This window comes from Paraburkholderia sabiae, from assembly GCF_030412785.1.
In the GTDB taxonomy this organism is placed as follows: domain Bacteria; phylum Pseudomonadota; class Gammaproteobacteria; order Burkholderiales; family Burkholderiaceae; genus Paraburkholderia; species Paraburkholderia sabiae.
This window is the reverse complement of the sequence record NZ_CP125295.1, coordinates 3,898,088-3,919,049: the sequence shown is the minus strand read 5'-3', so window position 1 is coordinate 3,919,049 and position 20,962 is coordinate 3,898,088. Positions and strand designations below refer to the sequence as shown.

Annotated in this window: 19 protein-coding genes; 7 read left to right on the top strand and 12 right to left on the bottom strand. The window is 61.9% G+C overall.

All coding sequences use genetic code 11. The annotated features are described in order from the left end of the window. Positions 1–119 precede the first annotated feature (119 nt). The 12 genes from asd to QEN71_RS17570 form a co-directional block, all read right to left on the bottom strand. Positions 120–1,241 (bottom strand): aspartate-semialdehyde dehydrogenase, encoded by a 1,122-nt coding sequence (gene asd, locus QEN71_RS17625; protein ID WP_201659988.1) that lies wholly within the window; start codon positions 1,239–1,241, stop codon positions 120–122. 297 nt (positions 1,242–1,538) lie between these two features. Continuing rightward, on the bottom strand, positions 1,539–2,606 hold the full coding sequence (leuB, locus tag QEN71_RS17620) for a 3-isopropylmalate dehydrogenase (protein ID WP_201659991.1): 1,068 nt from the start codon (positions 2,604–2,606) through the stop codon (positions 1,539–1,541). Positions 2,607–2,654: 48 nt separating this feature from the next. Further along, positions 2,655–3,308, bottom strand: a complete 654-nt coding sequence (gene leuD / locus QEN71_RS17615) for a 3-isopropylmalate dehydratase small subunit (protein WP_201659994.1) — start codon at positions 3,306–3,308, stop codon at positions 2,655–2,657. Between the two features lie 90 nt (positions 3,309–3,398). After that, positions 3,399–3,551 (bottom strand): entericidin A/B family lipoprotein, encoded by a 153-nt coding sequence (locus tag QEN71_RS17610; RefSeq protein ID WP_007579623.1) that lies wholly within the window; start codon positions 3,549–3,551, stop codon positions 3,399–3,401. Positions 3,552–3,558: 7 nt separating this feature from the next. After that, positions 3,559–4,968, bottom strand: coding sequence for a 3-isopropylmalate dehydratase large subunit (gene leuC / locus QEN71_RS17605; protein ID WP_201659997.1), 1,410 nt, complete (start codon positions 4,966–4,968; stop codon positions 3,559–3,561). Between the two features lie 262 nt (positions 4,969–5,230). Then, positions 5,231–6,532 (bottom strand): citrate synthase, encoded by a 1,302-nt coding sequence (gene gltA / locus QEN71_RS17600; protein WP_201660000.1) that lies wholly within the window; start codon positions 6,530–6,532, stop codon positions 5,231–5,233. Between the two features lie 81 nt (positions 6,533–6,613). Beyond that, on the bottom strand, positions 6,614–6,886 hold the full coding sequence (locus QEN71_RS17595; RefSeq protein WP_223957607.1) for an FAD assembly factor SdhE: 273 nt from the start codon (positions 6,884–6,886) through the stop codon (positions 6,614–6,616). A 1-nt stretch (position 6,887) separates the two neighbouring features. Further along, positions 6,888–7,592, bottom strand: coding sequence for a succinate dehydrogenase iron-sulfur subunit (locus QEN71_RS17590; protein WP_201649727.1), 705 nt, complete (start codon positions 7,590–7,592; stop codon positions 6,888–6,890). Between the two features lie 28 nt (positions 7,593–7,620). Next, on the bottom strand, positions 7,621–9,396 hold the full coding sequence (gene sdhA / locus QEN71_RS17585; protein ID WP_290468211.1) for a succinate dehydrogenase flavoprotein subunit: 1,776 nt from the start codon (positions 9,394–9,396) through the stop codon (positions 7,621–7,623). Between the two features lie 4 nt (positions 9,397–9,400). Further along, positions 9,401–9,769 carry a succinate dehydrogenase, hydrophobic membrane anchor protein gene (gene sdhD / locus QEN71_RS17580; RefSeq protein ID WP_201662969.1) on the bottom strand — a complete coding sequence of 123 codons (369 nt, stop codon included), beginning with the start codon at positions 9,767–9,769 and terminating at the stop codon, positions 9,401–9,403. Positions 9,770–9,772: 3 nt separating this feature from the next. Next, the gene (gene sdhC, locus QEN71_RS17575; RefSeq protein ID WP_290468210.1) at positions 9,773–10,189 is read right to left on the bottom strand and encodes a succinate dehydrogenase, cytochrome b556 subunit; all 417 of its coding nucleotides are present in this window, start codon (positions 10,187–10,189) and stop codon (positions 9,773–9,775) included. A 152-nt stretch (positions 10,190–10,341) separates the two neighbouring features. Next, positions 10,342–11,142: a GntR family transcriptional regulator gene (locus QEN71_RS17570; RefSeq protein ID WP_201648118.1), complete on the bottom strand. Its 801-nt coding sequence runs from the start codon at positions 11,140–11,142 to the stop codon at positions 10,342–10,344. A gap of 559 nt (positions 11,143–11,701) precedes the next feature. Here QEN71_RS17570 and QEN71_RS17565 point away from each other — a divergent pair. The 7 genes from QEN71_RS17565 to acnA all read left to right on the top strand — a co-directional run bounded on the left by QEN71_RS17565 (position 11,702) and on the right by acnA (position 20,870). Further along, complete coding sequence (locus QEN71_RS17565) at positions 11,702–12,685, top strand: malate dehydrogenase (RefSeq protein ID WP_201648120.1); 984 nt, start codon at positions 11,702–11,704, stop codon at positions 12,683–12,685. Positions 12,686–12,905: 220 nt separating this feature from the next. Further along, positions 12,906–13,928, top strand: coding sequence for an HpcH/HpaI aldolase/citrate lyase family protein (locus tag QEN71_RS17560; protein ID WP_201648122.1), 1,023 nt, complete (start codon positions 12,906–12,908; stop codon positions 13,926–13,928). After that, entirely contained in the window at positions 13,925–14,839 is a 915-nt protein-coding gene (gene prpB, locus QEN71_RS17555; protein WP_201648123.1) for a methylisocitrate lyase, read from the top strand. The genes QEN71_RS17560 and prpB overlap by 4 nt, the downstream gene beginning before the upstream one ends. Positions 14,840–14,864: 25 nt before the next feature. Continuing rightward, a complete protein-coding gene (prpC, locus tag QEN71_RS17550; protein WP_201648125.1) occupies positions 14,865–16,040 on the top strand; it encodes a bifunctional 2-methylcitrate synthase/citrate synthase in 1,176 nt (391 codons plus the stop codon). A gap of 102 nt (positions 16,041–16,142) precedes the next feature. Next, positions 16,143–16,628 (top strand): hypothetical protein, encoded by a 486-nt coding sequence (locus QEN71_RS17545; RefSeq protein WP_201648127.1) that lies wholly within the window; start codon positions 16,143–16,145, stop codon positions 16,626–16,628. Between the two features lie 24 nt (positions 16,629–16,652). Continuing rightward, positions 16,653–18,104 carry a bifunctional 2-methylcitrate dehydratase/aconitate hydratase gene (locus QEN71_RS17540; protein WP_201648129.1) on the top strand — a complete coding sequence of 484 codons (1,452 nt, stop codon included), beginning with the start codon at positions 16,653–16,655 and terminating at the stop codon, positions 18,102–18,104. A 48-nt stretch (positions 18,105–18,152) separates the two neighbouring features. Then, a complete protein-coding gene (gene acnA / locus QEN71_RS17535) occupies positions 18,153–20,870 on the top strand; it encodes an aconitate hydratase AcnA (protein ID WP_201648131.1) in 2,718 nt (905 codons plus the stop codon). The last annotated feature ends 92 nt before the right edge of the window (positions 20,871–20,962 follow it).

Below are 20,962 nucleotides of genomic sequence, written 5' to 3'. Positions count from 1 at the left end.
CGGCGCATGCGTAGAAGTGTTGGCGACAAGATTCTGAAATGCACAATAAAAAAGCGCCGCGAAATCGCGACGCTTTTTGGAGTTTTGAACGCGTCGTTCAGCTAACGCGTTAGTTTACTTTACTTGTCGAGCAGAATGCGAAGCATACGACGCAGCGGCTCTGCAGCACCCCACAGAAGCTGATCGCCGACCGTGAATGCGGACAGATATTCGCCACCCATCGCCAGCTTGCGCAGACGGCCGACGGGAACCGTCAGCGTGCCCGTCACGACAGCCGGCGACAGATCGCGGATCGACGCTTCGCGCTCGTTCGGCACGACCTTCACCCAGTCATTCGCCGACGCGAGGATGCCGTTCACTTCGTCGAGCGGCACGTCCTTCTTCAGCTTGATGGTCAGCGCCTGCGAGTGGCAGCGCATTGCGCCGATACGCACGCACAGACCGTCGACGGGAATCGAACCCGGCTGGCCCATCGCGGGCTTGCCGAGAATCTTGTTGGTTTCCGAGCCACCCTTCCACTCTTCCTTCGACATGCCGTTGCCGAGATCCTTGTCGATCCACGGAATCAGCGAGCCGGCGAGCGGCACGCCGAAGTGGTCCGTCGGCATGCGGTCGCTGTTCATTGCGGCCAGCACGCGGCGGTCGATGTCGAGAATCGCCGACGACGGATCGGCCAGATCTTCCTTCGCCGAACCGTACAGCGTGCCCATCTGCTGCAGCAGTTCGCGCATGTTTTGCGCGCCCGCGCCCGATGCGGCCTGATACGTCATGGCCGTCATCCAGTCGACGAGGTTTTCGCGGAACAGGCCGCCCAGCGCCATCAGCATCAGGCTGACCGTGCAGTTGCCGCCGATGAAATTCTTCTGGCCCTTGACCAGCGCGTTCTTGATCACGTCGAGGTTGACGGGATCGAGAATGATGACGGCGTCATCCTTCATGCGCAGCGCCGAAGCTGCGTCGATCCAGTAACCGTCCCAACCCGCTGCGCGCAGCTTCGGGAACACTTCGTTCGTGTAGTCGCCGCCCTGGCAGGAGATGATGGCGTCGCACTTCTTCAGGTCGTCAATGCTTGTCGCATCTTTGAGCTTGGTCTCGTTCTTGGCGAACGACGGCGCATCGCCGCCCGCGTTACTGGTGCTGAAAAACACCGGTTCGATCAGGTCGAAATCGCGTTCTTCCTGCATGCGTTGCATGAGGACGCTGCCGACCATGCCGCGCCAACCTACGAGACCTACGTTCATGACTTACCCTTCGAGTGGAAACTTCCCCGCATCTTTGCCCGCAGTGACCGCGCGGGGAAGATGGGCGGGCACGACGGACGATCAGCGCTTCGTGATCGTTTTCGGGGTAATCGTTTTGATGGTAATGGCGAGCGCAACCACGCGGGCCGTTTTGCCGCGCAGTGTCGAAATCGAGGTGATTTGAGGAATCGTCGCCATCAGCAGAGTCTACACGAAAACCCGTTTTGTGCGGCGCGCACGCCACGATTCGCGTGAATCGAGCCCAAAACGGGGCGATTCACGCGCATTACTCAACAATTACAGCGCGGCAATCACGGCGTCGCCCATCGCTTCCGTGCCGACCTGCTTGCAGCCCGGCGTGAGGATGTCGCCCGTACGATAGCCCTGCTCCAGCACCTTCTTCACGGCGCTTTCGATGCGGTCGGCCTGTTCGGCGCGGTTCAGCGAATAACGCAGCATCATCGCGGCGGACAGGATCGTAGCGAGCGGATTCGCGATGCCCTTGCCCGCGATATCCGGCGCCGAGCCATGCGACGGCTCGTACAGACCCTTGTTGTTCTTGTCGAGCGAAGCCGACGGCAGCATGCCAATCGAGCCCGTCAGCATGGCCGCCTCGTCCGACAGAATGTCGCCGAACATGTTGCCCGTGACGATCACGTCGAACGACTTCGGCGCCTTCACCAGCTGCATCGCCGCGTTGTCGACGTACATGTGCGACAGCTCGACGTCCGCATATTCCTTCGACACATCGATCATGATGTCCTTCCAGAATTGCGACGTTTCGAGCACATTGGCTTTATCGACCGACGTCAGCTTCTTGCCGCGCTTTTGCGCCGCCTGAAACGCGACGTGCGCGATGCGGCGCACTTCCGGCTCCGCGTAACGCATCGTGTCGAAACCTTCCTTCGCGCCTTCGAACAGGCCGTCCGGCGCCTGACGCACGCCGCGCGGCTGGCCGAAGTAGATATCGCCGTTCAGTTCACGCACGATCAGGATATCGAGGCCCGAAACGATCTCTTCCTTCAGCGACGACGCGCCCGTCAGCTGCGGATAGCAGATGGCCGGACGGAAGTTCGCGAACAGCTGCAGATGCTTGCGCAGGCCGAGAATCGCCTGTTCCGGGCGCAGCGCGCGCTCGAGCGAATCGTATTTCCAGTCGCCGACTGCGCCGAACAGGATCGCGTCCGCCTCCTTCGCGAGCTTGAGCGTGGCTTCCGGCAACGGATGGCCCGCCGCCTCGTAGCCCGCGCCGCCGACGGGCGCTTCTTCGAGCTCGAACTTTTCGCCGAGCACGTTCAGCACCTTGACTGCTTCCTTGACGATTTCCTTGCCGATGCCGTCGCCCGGCAACACTGCGATCTTCATGCTTGTTCCTTGTTGGTTTCTAGCTGGCTTCAGACGCGCGATAAACGTTCAGCGCACGAGGCGATTGTTCAGCCACGGCTGCTTCGCGATGCGCTCGGCTTCGTACTGACGGATCTTGTCCGCGTGACGCAGCGTGAGGCCGATATCGTCGAAGCCGTTCAGCAGGCAGTATTTGCGGAACGCAGCGACGTCGAACGGATATTCGGTGCCCCCGTCCGTCGTGCGCACGACCTGCTTTTCCAGATCGACGGTCAGCTGGAAGCCGTTGAACGCGAACGTTTCGTTGAACAGATGGTCGACCTGCTGTTCCGTCAGCACGATGGGCAGCAGACCATTCTTGAAGCAGTTGTTGTAGAAGATGTCCGCGAAGCTCGGCGCGATGATCGCGCGGAAGCCGTACTGCTGCAGCGCCCACGGCGCATGCTCGCGCGAGCTGCCGCAGCCGAAGTTCTGGCGTGCGAGGAGCACAGACGCGCCCTGATAGCGCGGCTGGTTCAGCACGAAATCGGGATTCAGCGGACGCTTCGAATTGTCCTGACCGGGCTCGCCGTGATCGAGATAACGCCATTCGTCGAACGCATTCGGACCGAAGCCCGTTCGCTTGATCGACTTGAGGAACTGCTTCGGAATGATCGCGTCCGTGTCGACGTTTTCGCGATCGAGCGGCGCCACGACGCCGGTGTGTACAGTGAATTTATCCATGACGCTTTAGCCTGTTCGAAGCCGGAAGACGCGTTTTACGCTTACGTGACCGGGCAGGTCACTCACGCCGTCCGGCGAATCAAAAACCGCTTACTTTGCCGCCTTGTCGCTGATCGACCCGCCCAGATGCTGCAGGTCTTCGCCAAAGCCGTGCACCGTGTTGCATCCGGCGAGGCCGAGCAGAAGCCCGGCGAGCGTCGCGAGTGCGAATCGGCGCAGAAGTGCGATGCGATCGATGTTCATGTTGGGCTTATCCCAGCTTGCGAATGTCGACGAAATGCCCTTCGATGGCGGCAGCCGCAGCCATTGCCGGGCTGACGAGGTGCGTGCGTCCGCCCGCGCCTTGACGGCCTTCGAAGTTGCGGTTCGACGTGGACGCGCAACGCTCGCCCGGTTCGAGGCGGTCGGCGTTCATCGCGAGACACATCGAGCAGCCCGGCTCGCGCCATTCGAAGCCCGCTTCCGTGAAGACCTTGTCGAGCCCTTCACGTTCGGCTTGCGCCTTCACGAGACCCGAGCCCGGCACGACCATCGCGAGACGGATGTTCGACGCGACGCGGCGGCCAAGCTTCTTCACGACCCACGCGGCAGCGCGGATGTCTTCGATGCGCGCGTTCGTGCACGAGCCGATGAAGATCTTGTCCGGCTTGATCGATTCGATGGGCAGGTTCGGTTCGAGCGCCATGTATTGCAGCGCGCGCTCGATAGCGTCGCGCTTGACGGGATCTTTCTCTTTTTCCGGATCCGGCACGCGTCCGTCGATGGACGTGACCATTTCCGGCGACGTGCCCCACGTGACTTGCGGCACGATCTCGGCGGCGTTCAGTTCGACCACGCGATCGAAATGCGCGCCTTCGTCGGACTTGAACTGCTTCCAGTATTCGACGGCCTGATCCCACTCGACGCCTTGCGGCGAGTACGGACGACCCTTCAGATATTCGACAGTCGTATCGTCGACGGCGACCATGCCGGCGCGCGCGCCCGCTTCGATCGCCATGTTGCAGACGGTCATGCGGCCTTCCATCGACAGCGCGCGAATGGTCGAGCCGCCGAATTCGATCGCGTAGCCCGTGCCGCCCGCCGTGCCGATCTTGCCGATGATGGCGAGCACGATGTCCTTCGCGGTACAACCGCGCGGCAATGCGCCTTCGACCTTCACGAGCATGTTCTTGCTCTTCTTCTGCAAGAGCGTTTGCGTGGCCAGCACGTGCTCGACTTCCGAGGTGCCGATGCCGTGCGCCAGCGCGCCGAACGCGCCGTGCGTCGACGTGTGCGAGTCGCCGCAGACGATCGTCATGCCCGGCAGCGTCGCGCCCTGTTCCGGCCCGATGATGTGCACGATGCCCTGGCGCAAGTCGTTCATCTTGAACTGCGTGATGCCGAAGGCGTCGCAGTTCGCGTCGAGCGTATCGACCTGCAGCTTCGAGACGGGATCAGCGATGCCGTGGCTGCGATCCGTGGTCGGCACGTTGTGGTCCGACACCGCCAGATTCGCGCTGATGCGCCACACGGGACGCTCCGCCATCTTCAGACCTTCGAAGGCCTGCGGGCTGGTCACTTCATGCAGCAGTTGACGGTCGATGTAGAGAATCGTCGTACCGTCTTCTTCCGTGTGGACCACGTGCGTGTTCCACAATTTGTCGTAGAGAGTCTGTGCCATGGTATGCGGGGGTTGTAATCACAACGGGCAGTTCGTGTCCGGTCGATTATGCCACGCAGTTGGCTTTGCGCGCGCACCAAACATCGAGAAAACCGATAAAAAACAGGGAGTTGGCTGGTAGTGCCGATACCTGTATCGACACTACCAGCGGTGATGCAAGACGCAGGGACGCGCCAAAAACAAAACACCCCAACGGCGAACCGTTGGGGTGTTTTATTCGATGCGTTTAACGCAAGCGTAGAGCGCTCACGCGCCCTGCTGCCTAGCGCTTCGCGATCGGCTTTGCTTCGCGCGGCGATTCGCCGATGAAAAGCTGACGCGGACGGCCGATCTTCTGTTCGGGGTCGGCGATCATTTCGTTCCACTGTGCGATCCAGCCGACCGTACGTGCCATCGCGAAGATACACGTGAACATCGACGTCGGGATGCCCAGCGCGCGCTGCACGATGCCCGAGTAGAAGTCGACGTTCGGGTACAGCTTGCGCGACACGAAGTATTCGTCTTCCAGCGCGATCTTTTCGAGCGCCATTGCGAGCTTGAACAGCGGGTCGTCGTGCAGGCCCAGTTCGTTCAGCACTTCGTGGCACGTTTCGCGCATCAGCTTCGCACGCGGGTCGTAGTTCTTGTAGACGCGGTGACCGAAGCCCATCAACTTCACGCCCGAGTTCTTGTCCTTCACCTGCTTGATGAACTCAGGAATGTTGTCGACCGAGCCGATCTCTTCCAGCATGTTCAGCGCGGCTTCGTTCGCACCGCCGTGCGCCGGGCCCCACAGACACGCGATACCGGCAGCGATACACGCGAACGGATTTGCACCCGACGAACCGGCCAGACGCACCGTCGACGTCGACGCGTTCTGCTCGTGGTCTGCGTGCAGGATCAGGATGCGGTCCAGTGCGCGGACCAGCACTTCGTTGACCTTGTACTCTTCGCACGGGTTCGAGAACATCATGCGCATGAAGTTTGCGCTGTACGACAGATTGTTCTGCGGATACACGAACGGCTGGCCGATCGAGTACTTGTACGCCATTGCGACCAGCGTGGGCAGCTTCGCGATCATGCGGATCGCCGAGACTTCGCGGTGACGCGGGTTCGTGATGTCGAGCGAGTCGTGGTAGAACGCCGACAGCGCGCCGACTGCGGCGACGAGGATCGCCATCGGGTGCGCGTCACGGCGGAAGCCACGGAAGAAGAACTGCATCTGCTCGTGAACCATCGTGTGGTTCGTGACCGTCTTCACGAACTCGTCCTTCTGCGCCTGGTTCGGCAGTTCGCCTTTCAGCAGCAGATAGCACGTTTCGAGGAAGTCGGCGTTTTGCGCGAGGTTGTCGATCGGGAAGCCGCGGTACAGCAGCTCGCCCTTGTCACCGTCGATGTAGGTGATCGCCGAGTTGCACGACGCCGTCGACATGAAGCCCGGATCGTACGTGAACTTGCCGGTCTGACCGTACAGTTTACGGATGTCGATCACATCCGGGCCCATCGTGCCCTTGTAAATCGGCATTTCAACGCTCGGCGAGTTGTCGCTGAACGATAGCGTGGCTTTAACATCTGACGGGGTCATAGCACATCCTCAATCGAAGTATGGAAACAGGGTTTCGATAATTGCACGCCTGGATCAAACTCACCTGCATACGGGCAAAGCTCACACCGTACGCAGCATCTCCAGCACCCGCCTGACATCTGCGTCGGCGAGGTCGCCTTCCGGTTCCTTGCGTGCGAGCAGCAAGTCCATCAGGTCGTTATCGCTCAGTTCGAGCAGGCGCGTGAGCGCGCCCACGTCCGCATCACTGAGTTCATGCTCATATCGGCTGAAAAAACGTTCGAAGATCAGATCGTTTTCCAGCAGGCCGCGCCGTGCGCGCCAGCGTAGGCGCGCGCGGCGAAGGGGGTCGGTCTGATGTGACGCGTCGTCCATCTCAGACCGTCCGGCGCACCATCAATTCCTTGATCTTGCCGATCGCCTTCGTCGGGTTGAGCCCCTTCGGGCACACGTCGACGCAGTTCATGATCGTATGGCAACGGAACAGACGGTACGGATCTTCCAGGTTGTCCAGACGCTCGCCCGTCGCCTCGTCGCGGCTGTCCGCGATGAAACGGTAGGCCTGCAGCAGGCCCGCCGGGCCGACGAACTTGTCCGGATTCCACCAGAAGCTCGGGCACGACGTCGAGCAGCTCGCGCACAGAATGCACTCGTACAGACCGTCGAGTTCGTCACGCTGTTCCGGCGACTGCAGACGCTCCTTCTCCGGCGGCGGCGTGTCGTTGATCAGGAACGGCTTGATCGAGTGATACTGGTTGAAGAACTGCGTCATGTCGACGATCAGGTCGCGCACGACGGGCAGTCCCGGCAGCGGACGCAGCACGATCTTCTGCGGCAGATCGTTCAGGTTCGTCAGACACGCCAGACCGTTCTTGCCGTTGATGTTCATCGCGTCCGAGCCGCACACGCCTTCGCGGCACGAACGGCGGAACGACAGCGTTTCGTCCAGCGCCTTCAGTTTCACCAGCGCGTCGAGCAGCATGCGCTCGTGCGAGTCGATCTCGATCTCGTACGACTGCATGCGCGGCGCGGCGTCCTTGTCCGGATCGTAGCGATAGATTTCAAATGTACGCTTGGCCATTGTGTGGGGTCCTTTTTGTGCGTGTGCCTTAGAAGGTCCGTGCCTTCGGCGGCACCGATTCGACCGTCAGCGGGTTCATGTGTACCGGCTTGTAGTCGAGGCGGTCGCCTTCGCTGTACCACAGCGTATGGCGCAGCCAGTTTTCGTCGTCGCGATGCTCGAAGTCGTTCTGCGCGTGCGCGCCGCGGCTTTCCTTGCGTGCTTCCGCCGACACCATCGTCGCGCGCGCCACTTCGATCAGGTTCTCCACTTCGAGCGCTTCCACGCGCGCCGTGTTGAACACCTTCGACTTGTCCTTCAGATGGATGTGGCCTGCACGTGCGGCCACTTCGCGAATGCGCTCGACGCCTTCAGCCAGCAGCGCCGACGTGCGGAACACGCCTGCATGCTTCTGCATCGTCGAACGGATGTCGTTGGCGACGTCTTGCGCGTATTCGCCCGAGCTGGAATTGTCGAGCTTCGCCAGACGCGACAGCGCGAAATCAGCGGCATCGGCCGGGAGCGGCTTGTGATCCTTGATCTCTTTCACGTGCTTGACGATGTGGTTGCCGGCCGCGCGGCCGAACACCACCAGGTCGAGCAGCGAGTTCGTGCCCAGACGGTTCGCGCCGTGCACCGACACGCACGAGCATTCGCCCACCGCGTAGAAACCGTTGATCGGGTCTTCGTGGCCCTTCGCGGTGCCCACGACCTGACCGTGGATGTTCGTCGGAATGCCGCCCATCTGGTAGTGGATGGTCGGCACGACGGGGATCGGCTCCTTGATGCAGTCGACGTTCGCGAACTTCAGCGCGATTTCGCGGATCGACGGCAGACGCTTCATGATCGTCTCGGCGCCGATGTGCGACAGGTCGAGCAGCACGTGGTCCTTGTTCGGACCGACGCCGCGGCCTTCCTTGATTTCCTGGTCCATCGAGCGCGAGACGAAGTCGCGCGGCGCCAGATCCTTCAGCGTCGGTGCATAGCGCTCCATGAAGCGCTCGCCGTTCGAGTTGCGCAGAATGCCGCCCTCGCCGCGCACGCCTTCCGTGATCAGCACGCCGGCACCGGCGACGCCCGTCGGGTGGAATTGCCAGAATTCCATGTCTTCGAGCGGGATGCCTGCGCGTGCAGCCATGCCGAGGCCGTCGCCCGTGTTGATGAACGCATTGGTCGACGCCGCGAAGATCCGGCCCGCGCCGCCCGTGGCGAACAGCGTGGTCTTGCCTTCGAGGATGTAGACGTCGCCCGTTTCCATTTCGAGCGCGGTCACGCCGAGCACGTCGCCTTCGGCGTCGCGGATCAGGTCCAGCGCCATCCATTCGACGAAGAACGTGGTCTTCGCCGCGACGTTCTGCTGGTACAGCGTGTGCAGCAGTGCGTGGCCCGTACGGTCAGCGGCAGCGCACGCGCGCTGGACCGGCTTCTCGCCGTAGTTCGCCGTGTGGCCGCCGAACGGGCGCTGGTAGATCGTGCCGTCCGCGTTACGGTCGAACGGCATGCCGAAGTGTTCCAGTTCGTAGACGGCGTTCGGCGCTTCGCGGCACATGAACTCGATCGCGTCCTGGTCGCCGAGCCAGTCGGAGCCCTTGATCGTGTCGTAGAAGTGGTAGTGCCAGTTGTCTTCGCTCATGTTGCCGAGCGAGGCGCCGATGCCGCCCTGTGCGGCGACGGTGTGCGAACGCGTCGGGAACACCTTCGAGAGCACGCACACGGAGAGGCCCGCGCGCGCGAGCTGCAGCGAGGCGCGCATCCCGGAGCCGCCCGCGCCGACGATGACCACATCGAACTTGCGACGCGGCAGAGAATTCTTGATTGCAACCATTCTTTTACACTCTCCAGAGAATCTGCGCAGCGTAGCCCGCACACGCGAGCAGCCAGACGATCGTCAGCGCCTGCAGCAGAAGCCGCGTGCCCACGGGCTTGATGTAGTCCATCCAGATGTCACGGATGCCGACCCACGCGTGATAGAACAGCGACAGCAGCGCGACGAAGGTGGCGAGCTTCATCCACTGCGTGGCGAAGATGCCTGCCCAGCCGTCGTAAGAGAATGCCTGCGCGCCGAAGAACCACGCGAGCAGGATGACGGTGTACACAGCCATGACGACGGCCGTGATGCGTTGCGCGAGCCAGTCGCGCAGACCGTAGTGCGCGCCCACGACGAGGCGCTTCGAGCCAACCCGGTTATTAGCGGACATGTTTTAGAAAGCTCCGAACAGTTTGAGCGCGAAGGCAATCGTCAGGATCGACGACACAACGAGCACGACCACCGATGTGCTCTTGCCGCGTTCCTTCGTGACGGCGTCATGGTTCGTGTCCATCAGCAGATGGCGCACGCCCGCGCAGAAGTGGAACAGGAACGCCCATGCGAGCACCAGCGTGATCAGCTTGACGATGATGTTCGACAGGAAGCCCTTGAACACCTCGAAGCTCAGTTCGGAAGTCAGGCTCTGGTCGAAGAGGTAAAGCAGGAACGGAAGGAAGATGAACAGCAGCCCGCCGCTCACGCGGTGGAGAATCGACACGCGTCCCGCCAGCGGGAGACGGTATGCCGCCAATATCTGCCCGATACCGATGTTCCGGAATTCCGGCCTCGGTTTTTTTACGGCTTCTGCCATGCTAGACCCCTACTATGTAGTCACACTAATCCGCAATTTTAGCGCCTTTTCTTTTCGCGCTGCAGCGTAACACTGCTCGAGAAAGCGCGCCGCGAAGCACGCATCAAGGCACTCGCAAGCCTTGCCGCAAGCCCACGGCAATGCTTCTTCGTTCAACTCAAATCGTTTTGATAGTAATACCCGGTTGTGACATACCATCCCCGGCGCACTTCAACGGGACGGTCACCATAGGTATAGGACACGCGTTCCACCGACAGCAACGGAAATCCCGTCGGCACGTGCAAAAGATCCGCAACGGATGGATCGGCGGCGACAGCGCGAATCTTCTCCGACGCCCGGATCATGCGCGTGCCGAACTCCGTTTCGAACATCGCATAGAGCGGGCCCTTGTACTCCGACAGGCGCTCGAGCGTCAGTCCGCGAAACACGCCGCCCGGCAGCCAGATTTCGTCGAGCACGGTGTCTTCGCCGTCGAATGTCAGAAGACGCTTGATCAGCACGACGGGATCGGCCGGCTTCAGATCCAACTGCCGCGCGATGTCCGCCGACGCACGCAAACGCCGGCATTCGAGTAGCCTGCTGATATGCGGATGTTCGGCGCCGTCGTCGGCGAGAAGTCGGAGAAAGCGAAACTGCGCGCGCTCTTCGTTGTGCGTAGCAACAAAGGTGCCTTTACCCTGACGGCGTACCAGCAGGTTGTCGGCGGCGAGTTCGTCGATCGCCTTGCGCACGGTGCCCTGGCTGACCTTGTAACGAGCGGCCAGTTCGACTTCACTAGGAATGATCTCGCCCGGCTTCCACTCACCCGATTCGAGGCTCTGCGTGATGAGCGCCTTGATCTGCTGATAGAGAGGGCTGAATGTCGGCGACGGAGCCGGCGCGGCGGCAGGCGCAGCGTCACCCGCGCCGGGCGCGCCGGGAGGGTTTGCTGTGCTGGCCGGGTTCGAATTCATGCGCGCATTTCAACACAAAGCGCCTCGCGTCGTCCAGATTTTTCCCGCAATAGTTATGTCTTATATAAGACATAAGATACTGTTGACTTTGTGTCGCCCGACTCCTACACTCCTTGTCGAGCAAGGGTTTGCGGGTTGTGCCACGCATTTTTGACACCGCTTTATGTCAACAGCGTGATGCACCGAAAGGCCACCCTGCATCACGCTGTTCCCTCACGCAGTTCAGGTTTCGCTCCGCCCTGCATTGCCCGACACGTACGCCGCAATGCCCGCCGAAACGCGCTGTTTGCTGGAGCCCGCGCCATGCAGCGGCCCGAAAGTTTCGTCGATCGTGGTATCGCCACGGCGGCACACAGGCAAGCATCTTCCCGTCCCCACGCTCGGCAGCACAGATTATTCCGGCACGGCGGCTTCGCCGGCTGCGTGTCTTCTGGCCTTCTCCGGACCGCCTGCAGGGCTCGCGCAAACGAATTCGCCGTGCTTAAACCACGCTTCGCTTAACGCGCATATAGAATGGCGTTTTCCCTAGCGTTCAACGCATCGTCCTGGAGATTTCTCAATGGCTAAGCCCGCAAAGCGCGTTGCCGTCACCGGCGCCGCAGGTCAAATCGGTTACTCCCTGCTGTTCCGCATCGCCAATGGCGACATGCTCGGCAAGGATCAGCCGGTCATCCTGCAACTGCTGGACCTGCCGCAAGCGCAAGGCGCCGTCAAAGGCGTCGTGATGGAACTCGAAGACTGCGCGTTCCCGCTGCTCGCGGGTGTCGTGGTCACTGACGATCCCAAGGTTGCATTCAAGGATGCCGACGTCGCGCTGCTGGTCGGTGCACGCCCGCGTTCGAAAGGCATGGAACGCAAGGACCTGCTGTCGGCCAACGCCGAAATCTTCACGGTGCAAGGCAAGGCGCTGAACGAAGTGGCGAGCCGCGACGTGAAGGTGCTGGTCGTCGGCAACCCGGCGAACACGAACGCCTACATCGCGATGAAGTCGGCACCGGATCTGCCGAAGAAGAACTTCACGGCCATGCTGCGTCTGGACCACAACCGCGCGCTGTCGCAACTGGCTGCGAAGTCGGGCAAGCCGGTTTCGTCGATCGAAAAGCTGGTCGTGTGGGGCAACCACTCGCCGACGATGTACCCGGATTTCCGCGTTGCAACGGCAGAAGGCCAGGATCTGACCAAGCTGATCAACGACGAAGAATGGAACCGCAACACGTTCATCCCGACGGTCGGCAAGCGCGGCGCGGCGATCATCGAAGCGCGCGGCCTGTCGTCGGCGGCTTCGGCAGCGAACGCTGCAATCGACCACGTGCGTGACTGGGTTCTGGGCACGAACGGCAAGTGGGTCACGATGGGCATCCCGTCGGACGGCTCGTACGGCATCCCCGAAGACATCGTCTACGGCGTTGCCGTGACGTGCGAAAACGGCGAGTACAAGCGTGTCGAAGGCCTGCAGATCGACGCGTTCGCGCGCGAGAAGATGGACAACACGCTGAACGAGCTGCTCGAAGAGCGCGACGGCGTTCAGCACCTGCTCGGCTAATCGCCGGATGCAGAGAGACCGGGACTCCGTTGCGACGCGACGGGTTCCGGTTTTTTGCGTTTGACAGCCCGCATGACGGCTTGCGCGACAAGCCGCATGCGGCTGTGCACCACTGATCCGAGCGCGTTTTGATTCGATCTGCGACACTTCGCAGCCGGGAAGCAGCAGAACGCGCCCGAATCGGAATATCCAGACAGTACCCACGCCCCTGACGCCGAGAATGCGTGCATTGACTCCCGCCGAAGTCCTGTTTGACGGCGAAGCGCCGCCCAAAGTGCTGCCTGCCTGCGACCACTACTCGGGCAGCGAGAAGCTGATGCTCAAATCGCTCGCGTTGCAGCAGGAACTCGGGCCCGTCTTCGACATCACGCTCGATTGCGAAGACGGCGCGCAGGTGGGCCGTGAAGCGGAACATGCCGAACTCGTCGCGTCGCTGCTTGGCAGCGAGCACGACCGCTTCGGCCGCGTCGGCGTACGGATTCACGACTTCAACCATGCGCACTGGCGCGAGGACGTGCGCCTCATCCTGCGCGCCGCGAAGCGTGCGCCTGCGTTCATCATGTTGCCGAAAATCCGCAACGTGCCCGATGCCGCCGAAATGTGCGCGTTCATCGAGGCCACGCGCCGCGAACTCGGCATCGCCAAACCCGTTCCCGTTCAATTGCTCGTCGAAACGCATGGCGCATTGACGCGTGTGTTCGATCTCGCCGCGCTGCCCGCCGTCGAGTCGCTGAGCTTCGGCCTGATGGACTTCGTGTCCGCGCACGACGGCGCGATCCCCGACACGGCCATGCGCTCGCCCGGCCAGTTCGATCACCCGCTCGTGCGGCGCGCGAAGCTGGAGATTTCGGCGGCATGCCATGCGCATGGCAAGGTGCCGTCGCACAATGTGTCGACGGAAGTGCGCGACATGAACGTGGTCGCGAACGACGCGCTGCGCGCCCGCAACGAATTCGGCTACACGCGCATGTGGAGCATCCATCCGGCGCAGATCCCCGCCATCGTGTCGGCCTTCGCGCCGCGCGACGAAGAGATCGCGACTGCGACTGAAATCCTGCTCGCCGCGCAGTCCGCGCAATGGGGGCCGACGCGCCACCACGACACGCTGCACGATCGCGCGAGCTATCGCTATTACTGGTCGGTGCTGCGCCGCGCCCGCTCGACGGGCCGCAGCGTGCCCGCCGAAGCCGCGCCGCTGTTCGGGCCGAACGACACGACCGCAACGGAGACATCCGCATCATGAGCACGAGTGCAAACACGTCCGCGGGCGCAGCATTCCGCGCAGCCGTCGCCGCCGAGAAACCGTTGCAGGTGGTCGGCGCTATCAACGCGAATCACGCGCTGCTCGCGCAACGCCAGGGTTTCAAGGCGATCTACGTGTCGGGCGGCGGCGTCGCGGCGGGCTCGCTCGGCTTGCCCGATCTCGGCATCTCGACGCTCGACGACGTTTTGACCGATGTGCGCCGCATCACCGACGTCTGCGATCTGCCTCTGCTGGTCGATGTCGACACGGGCTTCGGCCCGTCGGCGTTCAACATCGCGCGCACTGTGAAGGCGCTGACGAAGGCCGGCGCAGGCGCGATGCATATCGAGGACCAGGTCGGCGCAAAGCGCTGCGGGCATCGGCCGGGCAAGGCGATCGTGTCGCAGGGCGAGATGGTAGACCGCATCAAGGCCGCCGTCGACGCGCGCACCGATCCCAACTTCGTCATCATGGCGCGCACGGATGCGCTGGCCGTCGAAGGGCTGCAATCGGCGATCGACCGCGCGATGGCCTGCGTCGAAGCGGGCGCCGACATGATCTTCCCCGAAGCGATGACGGAACTGCCGATGTACAAGCAATTCGCCCAGGCCGTGAAGGTGCCGATTCTCGCGAACATCACCGAGTTCGGCGCGACGCCGCTGTTCACCGTCGACGAACTGCGCGGCGCGGATGTGTCGCTGGTGCTGTATCCGCTGTCGGCGTTCCGCGCGATGAACAAGGCCGCCGAAAACGTTTACACGGCGATCCGCCGCGACGGCACGCAAAAAGCCGTCGTCGACACGATGCAGACGCGCGAAGAACTGTACGATCGCATCGGCTATCACGCGTACGAGCAGAAGCTCGACGCGCTGTTCAGCCAGGGCACGAGCAAAAACGAACAGGACAAGTAAGCGGCACAACAAGGAGACGCGTGGAATGAGCGATACGACGCAAGCGGCTGCACCGGAAACAACAAGCGGCTTCAAGCCGAAGAAATCCGTGGCCCTGTCGGGCGTGACGGCGGGCAACACTGCGCTGTGCACGGTCGGCAAGACGGGCAACGACCTGCACTACCGCGGCTACGACATTCTCGATATCGCAGGCGCCTGTGAATTCGAAGAAGTCGCGCATCTGCTGGTGCACGGCAAGCTGCCGAATGTCGCCGAACTCGCGGCCTACAAGACCAAGCTGAAGGCGCTGCGCGGCCTGCCCGCGAACGTGAAGGCGGCGCTCGAATGGATTCCCGCCGCCGCGCATCCGATGGACGTGATGCGCACGGGCGTGTCCGTTCTGGGCACCGTGCTGCCGGAAAAAGACGATCACAACCTGCCCGGCGCGCGCGATATCGCCGACAAGCTGATGGCCTCGCTCGGCTCGATGCTGCTGTACTGGTATCACTACTCGCACAACGGCAAGCGGATCGAAGTCGAAACCGACGACGATTCGATCGGCGGCCATTTCCTGCATCTGCTGCATGGCGTCGAACCGTCGAAGTCGTGGGTCGATGCGATGCACGTGTCGCTGAATCTGTATGCGGAGCACGAGTTCAATGCGTCGACCTTCACGGGCCGCGTGATCGCGGGCACGGGTTCGGACATGTATTCGGCGATTACGGGCGCAATCGGCGCGCTGCGCGGGCCGAAACACGGCGGCGCGAATGAAGTCGCGTTCGAAATCCAGTCGCGCTACCAGACGCCGGATGAAGCGGAAGCCGACATCCGCCGTCGTGTCGAAAACAAGGAAGTCGTGATCGGCTTCGGCCACCCGGTGTACACGATCTCCGATCCGCGCAACAAGGTCATCAAGGACGTCGCGAAGAAGCTGTCGAAAGAGCAGTCGAACATGAAGCTGTTCGACATCGCCGAGCGGCTCGAAAGCGTGATGGGCGACGTCAAGAAGATGTTCCCGAACCTCGACTGGTTCAGCGCCGTGTCGTATCACATGATGGGCGTGCCGACGGCCATGTTCACGCCGCTGTTCGTAATCTCGCGGACCTCCGGCTGGGCCGCGCACATCATCGAACAACGCATCGACAACAAGATCATTCGACCGAGCGCGAACTACACGGGACCGGAGAATTTGAAGTTCGTGGCGCTAAATAGGAGAAAATAGCGTCCGCTGTGCGCTCTCGGGGCGCGTGCAGTACCCCGGCGGTCGCAATTTCGCAACCGTGCACTGTTAAATTTTTGAAATTAGATAGAAAGGTTCCATCCCATGAAAAAACTGCTGATCGCTACCGTTATTGGCGCTCTGTCTTCGACACTGCTGGTGACGGCGCCCAGCGCGTTCGCACAAACCACGACGCACGCCAAGCCGAAGGCACCGCAGCCCAAGCGCCTGATCAAGCGCAAGCCGAATCCGGCCAAGGAAGCCAAGGTCGATCCGATTCCGGAAGGCGCAGAAAAGTGGTCGTGCAACGAAGGCCTGTCGTTCGAAATGAAGGGCGACATGAAGCGCGACCAGATCGTCACCGTCCACTGGGGCAACAAGAACTACAACCTGCCGCGTGAAGCCACGACGACGGGCGCAGACCGTTTCCACGACGCAGCCAGCGGCATGGATCTCGTCGTGATCCCGACCAAGGCCATGTTGTTCTCGGACAAGGACAGCTCGCGTCTCGCCGACGAGTGCAAGACGGCTGCCATGACGGAAGGCGCACCGGCGCCGACGCAGTCGAACGCCATCAACAAGGCTCAGTAAAACGAGCCTGACAGGACAACCTCGATGTCCGCACCGATCTCCAACGTCCGGCCTGAGCCGGACACAGTACTGGTCGATATCGTCGACTACGTACTGAATCACAGGCTCGAGAGCGATCTTGCGCTGGAGACGGCGCGTAACTGCCTGATCGATACGCTCGGCTGCGGACTCGAGGCCCTGTCCTACCCTGCCTGCACCAAGCTGCTGGGGCCCGTCGTGCCAGGCACGATCGTCCCCAACGGCGCAAAGGTGCCGGGCACGTCGTTCCAGCTGGATCCCGTGCAAGCCGCGTTCAACATCGGCGCAATGATCCGCTGGCTCGACTTCAACGACACCTGGCTCGCAGCCGAATGGGGCCATCCGTCGGACAACCTCGGCGGCATTCTGGCGACGGCCGACTGGCTCTCGCGCACCGCCATCGCCAACGGCAAAAAGCCGCTGGTCATGAAAGACGTTTTGATCGGCATGATCAAGGCGCACGAAATTCAAGGCTGCATCGCGCTCGAAAACTCGTTCAACAAGGTCGGCCTCGACCATGTGCTGCTCGTGAAGCTCGCTTCGACGGCCGTGGTCGGCCAGATGTTGGGCCTGACGCGCGATGAGCTGATCAACGCAGTCTCGCAGGCGTTTGTCGATGGACATGCGCTGCGCACCTACCGCCATGCGCCGAATACGGGCTCACGCAAGTCCTGGGCAGCAGGCGATGCCACCTCCCGCGCGGTACGTCTCGCGCTGATCGCAAAGACGGGCGAAATGGGCTACCCGTCGGTGCTGACGGCGAAGACGTGGGGATTCTACGACGTGCTGTTCAAAGGACAGCCGTTCAGCTTCCAGCGTCCGTACGGTTCGTATGTGATGGAGAACGTGCTCTTCAAGATCTCCTTCCCCGCCGAATTCCACGCGCAAACGGCTGCCGAAGCGGCGATGACGCTGCACGAGCAGCTGCGCGCGAGCGGCAAGCGCGCCGAAGATATCGCGAAGATCACGATCCGCACGCACGAAGCGGCGATCCGCATCATCGATAAAAAAGGCCCGCTGAACAATCCCGCCGACCGCGATCACTGCATCCAGTACATGATCGCCGTGCCGCTGATTTTCGGGCGCCTCACCGCGGCGGATTACGAAGACGACATCGCGCGCGATCCGCGCATCGACGTCTTGCGCGCGAAGATGCAATGCGTCGAAGACCCGCGCTTCACGAAGGATTATCACGACCCCGACAAGCGCTCAATCGCAAATGCGCTGACAATCGAGTTCTCCGACGGATCGAAGTTCGACGAGGTGGTGGTCGAATATCCGATCGGTCACAAGCGTCGTCGCGCCGAAGGCATCCCGCTGCTGGTCGAGAAGTTCAGGACCAACCTCGCGCGGCGCTTTCCGGCGAAGCAGCAACAGGCAATTCTCGATGTGTCGCTCGATCAGGCACGGCTGGAAGCGATGCCGGTCAATGAATACGTCGACCTGTACGTCATTTGAGTAGAAACGTAGCAACGTCATTTCCTCGAAAACCCCAGGAAAATTATCATGGCCCACAACCTCCACAAAACGCTCAAGGAATTCGACAGCGGTTCCGGCAAAGGCAAGTTCTATTCGCTGCCGCAGCTCGGCAAGGCACTGAACGTGAAGATCGACCGTCTCCCCGTGTCGATCCGCCTCGTGCTGGAATCGGTGCTGCGCAACTACGACGGCAAGAAGATCTCGGAAGAACACATCGAGCAGCTCGCGAACTGGAAGCCGACGGCATCGCGCGTCGATGAAATTCCGTTCGTCGTGGCGCGTGTCGTGCTGCAGGACTTCACGGGCGTGCCTCTGCTGGCCGACATCGCAGCCATGCGCGGCGTCGCGCAGCGCTCGGGCAAGAACCCGAAGTCGATCGAACCGCTGGTTCCCGTGGATCTCGTCGTCGACCACTCGGTGCAGATCGACCATTTCCGCGAAAAGGGCGCGCTGGACCTGAACATGAAGCTGGAATTCCAGCGCAACAACGAGCGCTACCAGTTCATGAAGTGGGGCATGCAGGCGTTCGACACGTTCAAGGTCGTGCCGCCGGGCGTCGGCATCGTGCACCAGGTGAACCTCGAATACCTCGCGCGCGGCGTGCACAAGAAGGCTGAAAACGGCGACACCGTCTACTACCCGGACACGCTCGTCGGCACGGACAGCCACACGACGATGATCAACGGCATCGGCGTGGTCGGCTGGGGCGTGGGCGGCATCGAAGCGGAAGCGGGCATGCTCGGCCAGCCGGTGTACTTCCTGACGCCGGACGTCGTCGGCGTGCATCTGAAGGGCAAGCTGCGCGAAGGCGTGACGGCGACCGACCTGGTCCTGACCATCACCGAACTGCTGCGCAAAGAGAAGGTTGTCGGCAAGTTCGTCGAGTTCTTCGGCGAAGGCACGCGCTCGCTGTCGCTGCCGGACCGCGCGACGATCGGCAACATGGCGCCGGAATACGGCGCGACGATGGGCTTCTTCCCCGTCGACGAAAAGACGATCGACTACTTCAAGGGCACGGGCCGCACGGACGCCGAAATCTCCGCCTTCGAAAACTACTTCAAGGCGCAGGACCTGTTCGGCATTCCCGACGCGGGCGCCATCGACTACACGAAGGTCGTCACGCTCGATCTGGGCACGGTTGCGCCGTCGCTGGCCGGCCCGAAGCGTCCGCAAGACCGTATCGAGATCACGCACGTCAAGTCGACGTTCCAGGACCTGTTCTCGAAGCCCGTCAACGAAAACGGCTTCGCGAAGAAGGCCGCCGATCTCGACACGCAATACACGACGACCAACGGCGTCGACGTGAAGAACGGCGACATCCTGATCGCCGCGATCACGTCGTGCACGAACACGTCGAACCCGAGCGTGCTGCTGGCAGCCGGCCTGCTGGCGAAGAAGGCCGTCGAAGCCGGTCTGGAAGTTGCGCCGCACATCAAGACGTCGTTGGCGCCGGGATCGCGTATCGTCACCGAATATCTGACGAAGACGGGCCTGCTGCCGTACCTCGACAAGCTCGGCTTCACGCTGGCCGCTTACGGCTGCACGACCTGTATCGGTAACGCGGGTGACCTGACGCCGGAACTGAACGAAGCGATCACGAAGAACGACATCGTCGCGGCAGCCGTGCTGTCGGGCAACCGCAACTTCGAAGCGCGTATCCACCCGAACATCCGCGCGAACTTCCTGGCTTCGCCGCCGCTGGTCGTCGCTTACGCGATCGCGGGCACCATCACGCGCGACCTGATGACGGAACCCGTCGGCAAGGGCAAGGGCGGCAAGGACATCTACCTCGGCGACATCTGGCCGTCGAGCGACGAAGTCAACGCGCTGCTCAAGTTCGCGCTGGACTCCGACGCGTTCCGCACGAACTACGCGCAGCTCACGAAGAAGGGCGATCTGTGGAGCAAGATCGAAGGCGAAGAAGGTCAGGTCTACGACTGGCCGAAGTCGACGTACATCGCCGAGCCGCCGTTCTTCGGTTCGGACTTCTCGATGCAGCCGGCTTCGAGCATCGCCGCCGTGAAGGGCGCGCGCGCACTGGGCATCTTCGGTGACTCGGTGACGACCGACCACATCTCGCCCGCCGGCTCGATCAAGGAAGACTCGCCCGCAGGCAAGTGGCTGAAGGAAAACGGCGTGCAGAAGGCCGACTTCAACAGCTACGGCTCGCGTCGCGGCAACCACGACGTGATGATGCGCGGCACGTTCGCGAACGTCCGGATCAAGAACCTGATGATCCCGGCGAAGGCAGACGGCACGCGCGTCGAAGGCGGCCTGACGATTCACCAACCGAGCGGCGAACAGATGCCGATCTACGACGCAGCGATGAAGTACATCGACGCGAACACGCAGACGGTCATCTTCGCGGGCGAAGAGTACGGCACGGGCTCGTCGCGTGACTGGGCAGCGAAGGGCACGCAACTGCTGGGCGTGAAGGCCGTGGTCGCACGCAGCTTCGAGCGCATCCACCGTTCGAACCTGGTCGGCATGGGCGTTCTGCCGCTGCAGTTCAAGGGCTCGGACAGCATCCAGTCGCTGAACATCACGGGCGAAGAAACGTACGACGTCGAAGGCCTTGGCGACGACTTCAAGCCGCAACAGGAAGTCACGCTGGTGATCCATCGCAAGGACGGTTCGGAGCAGCGCGTGCAGGTGCTGCTGCGTATCGACACGCCGATCGAAGTCGACTACTACAAGCACGGCGGTATCCTGCCGTTCGTGCTGCGCTCGCTGCTCGCGGCGTAAGTCACTGTTTTGCAGGTGCTGCGTTCTCTTTGAGGACGCAGTGACTTTTAGAAGCCCGGTTATCCGGGCTTTTTTTTATGTTCTGGTAATGA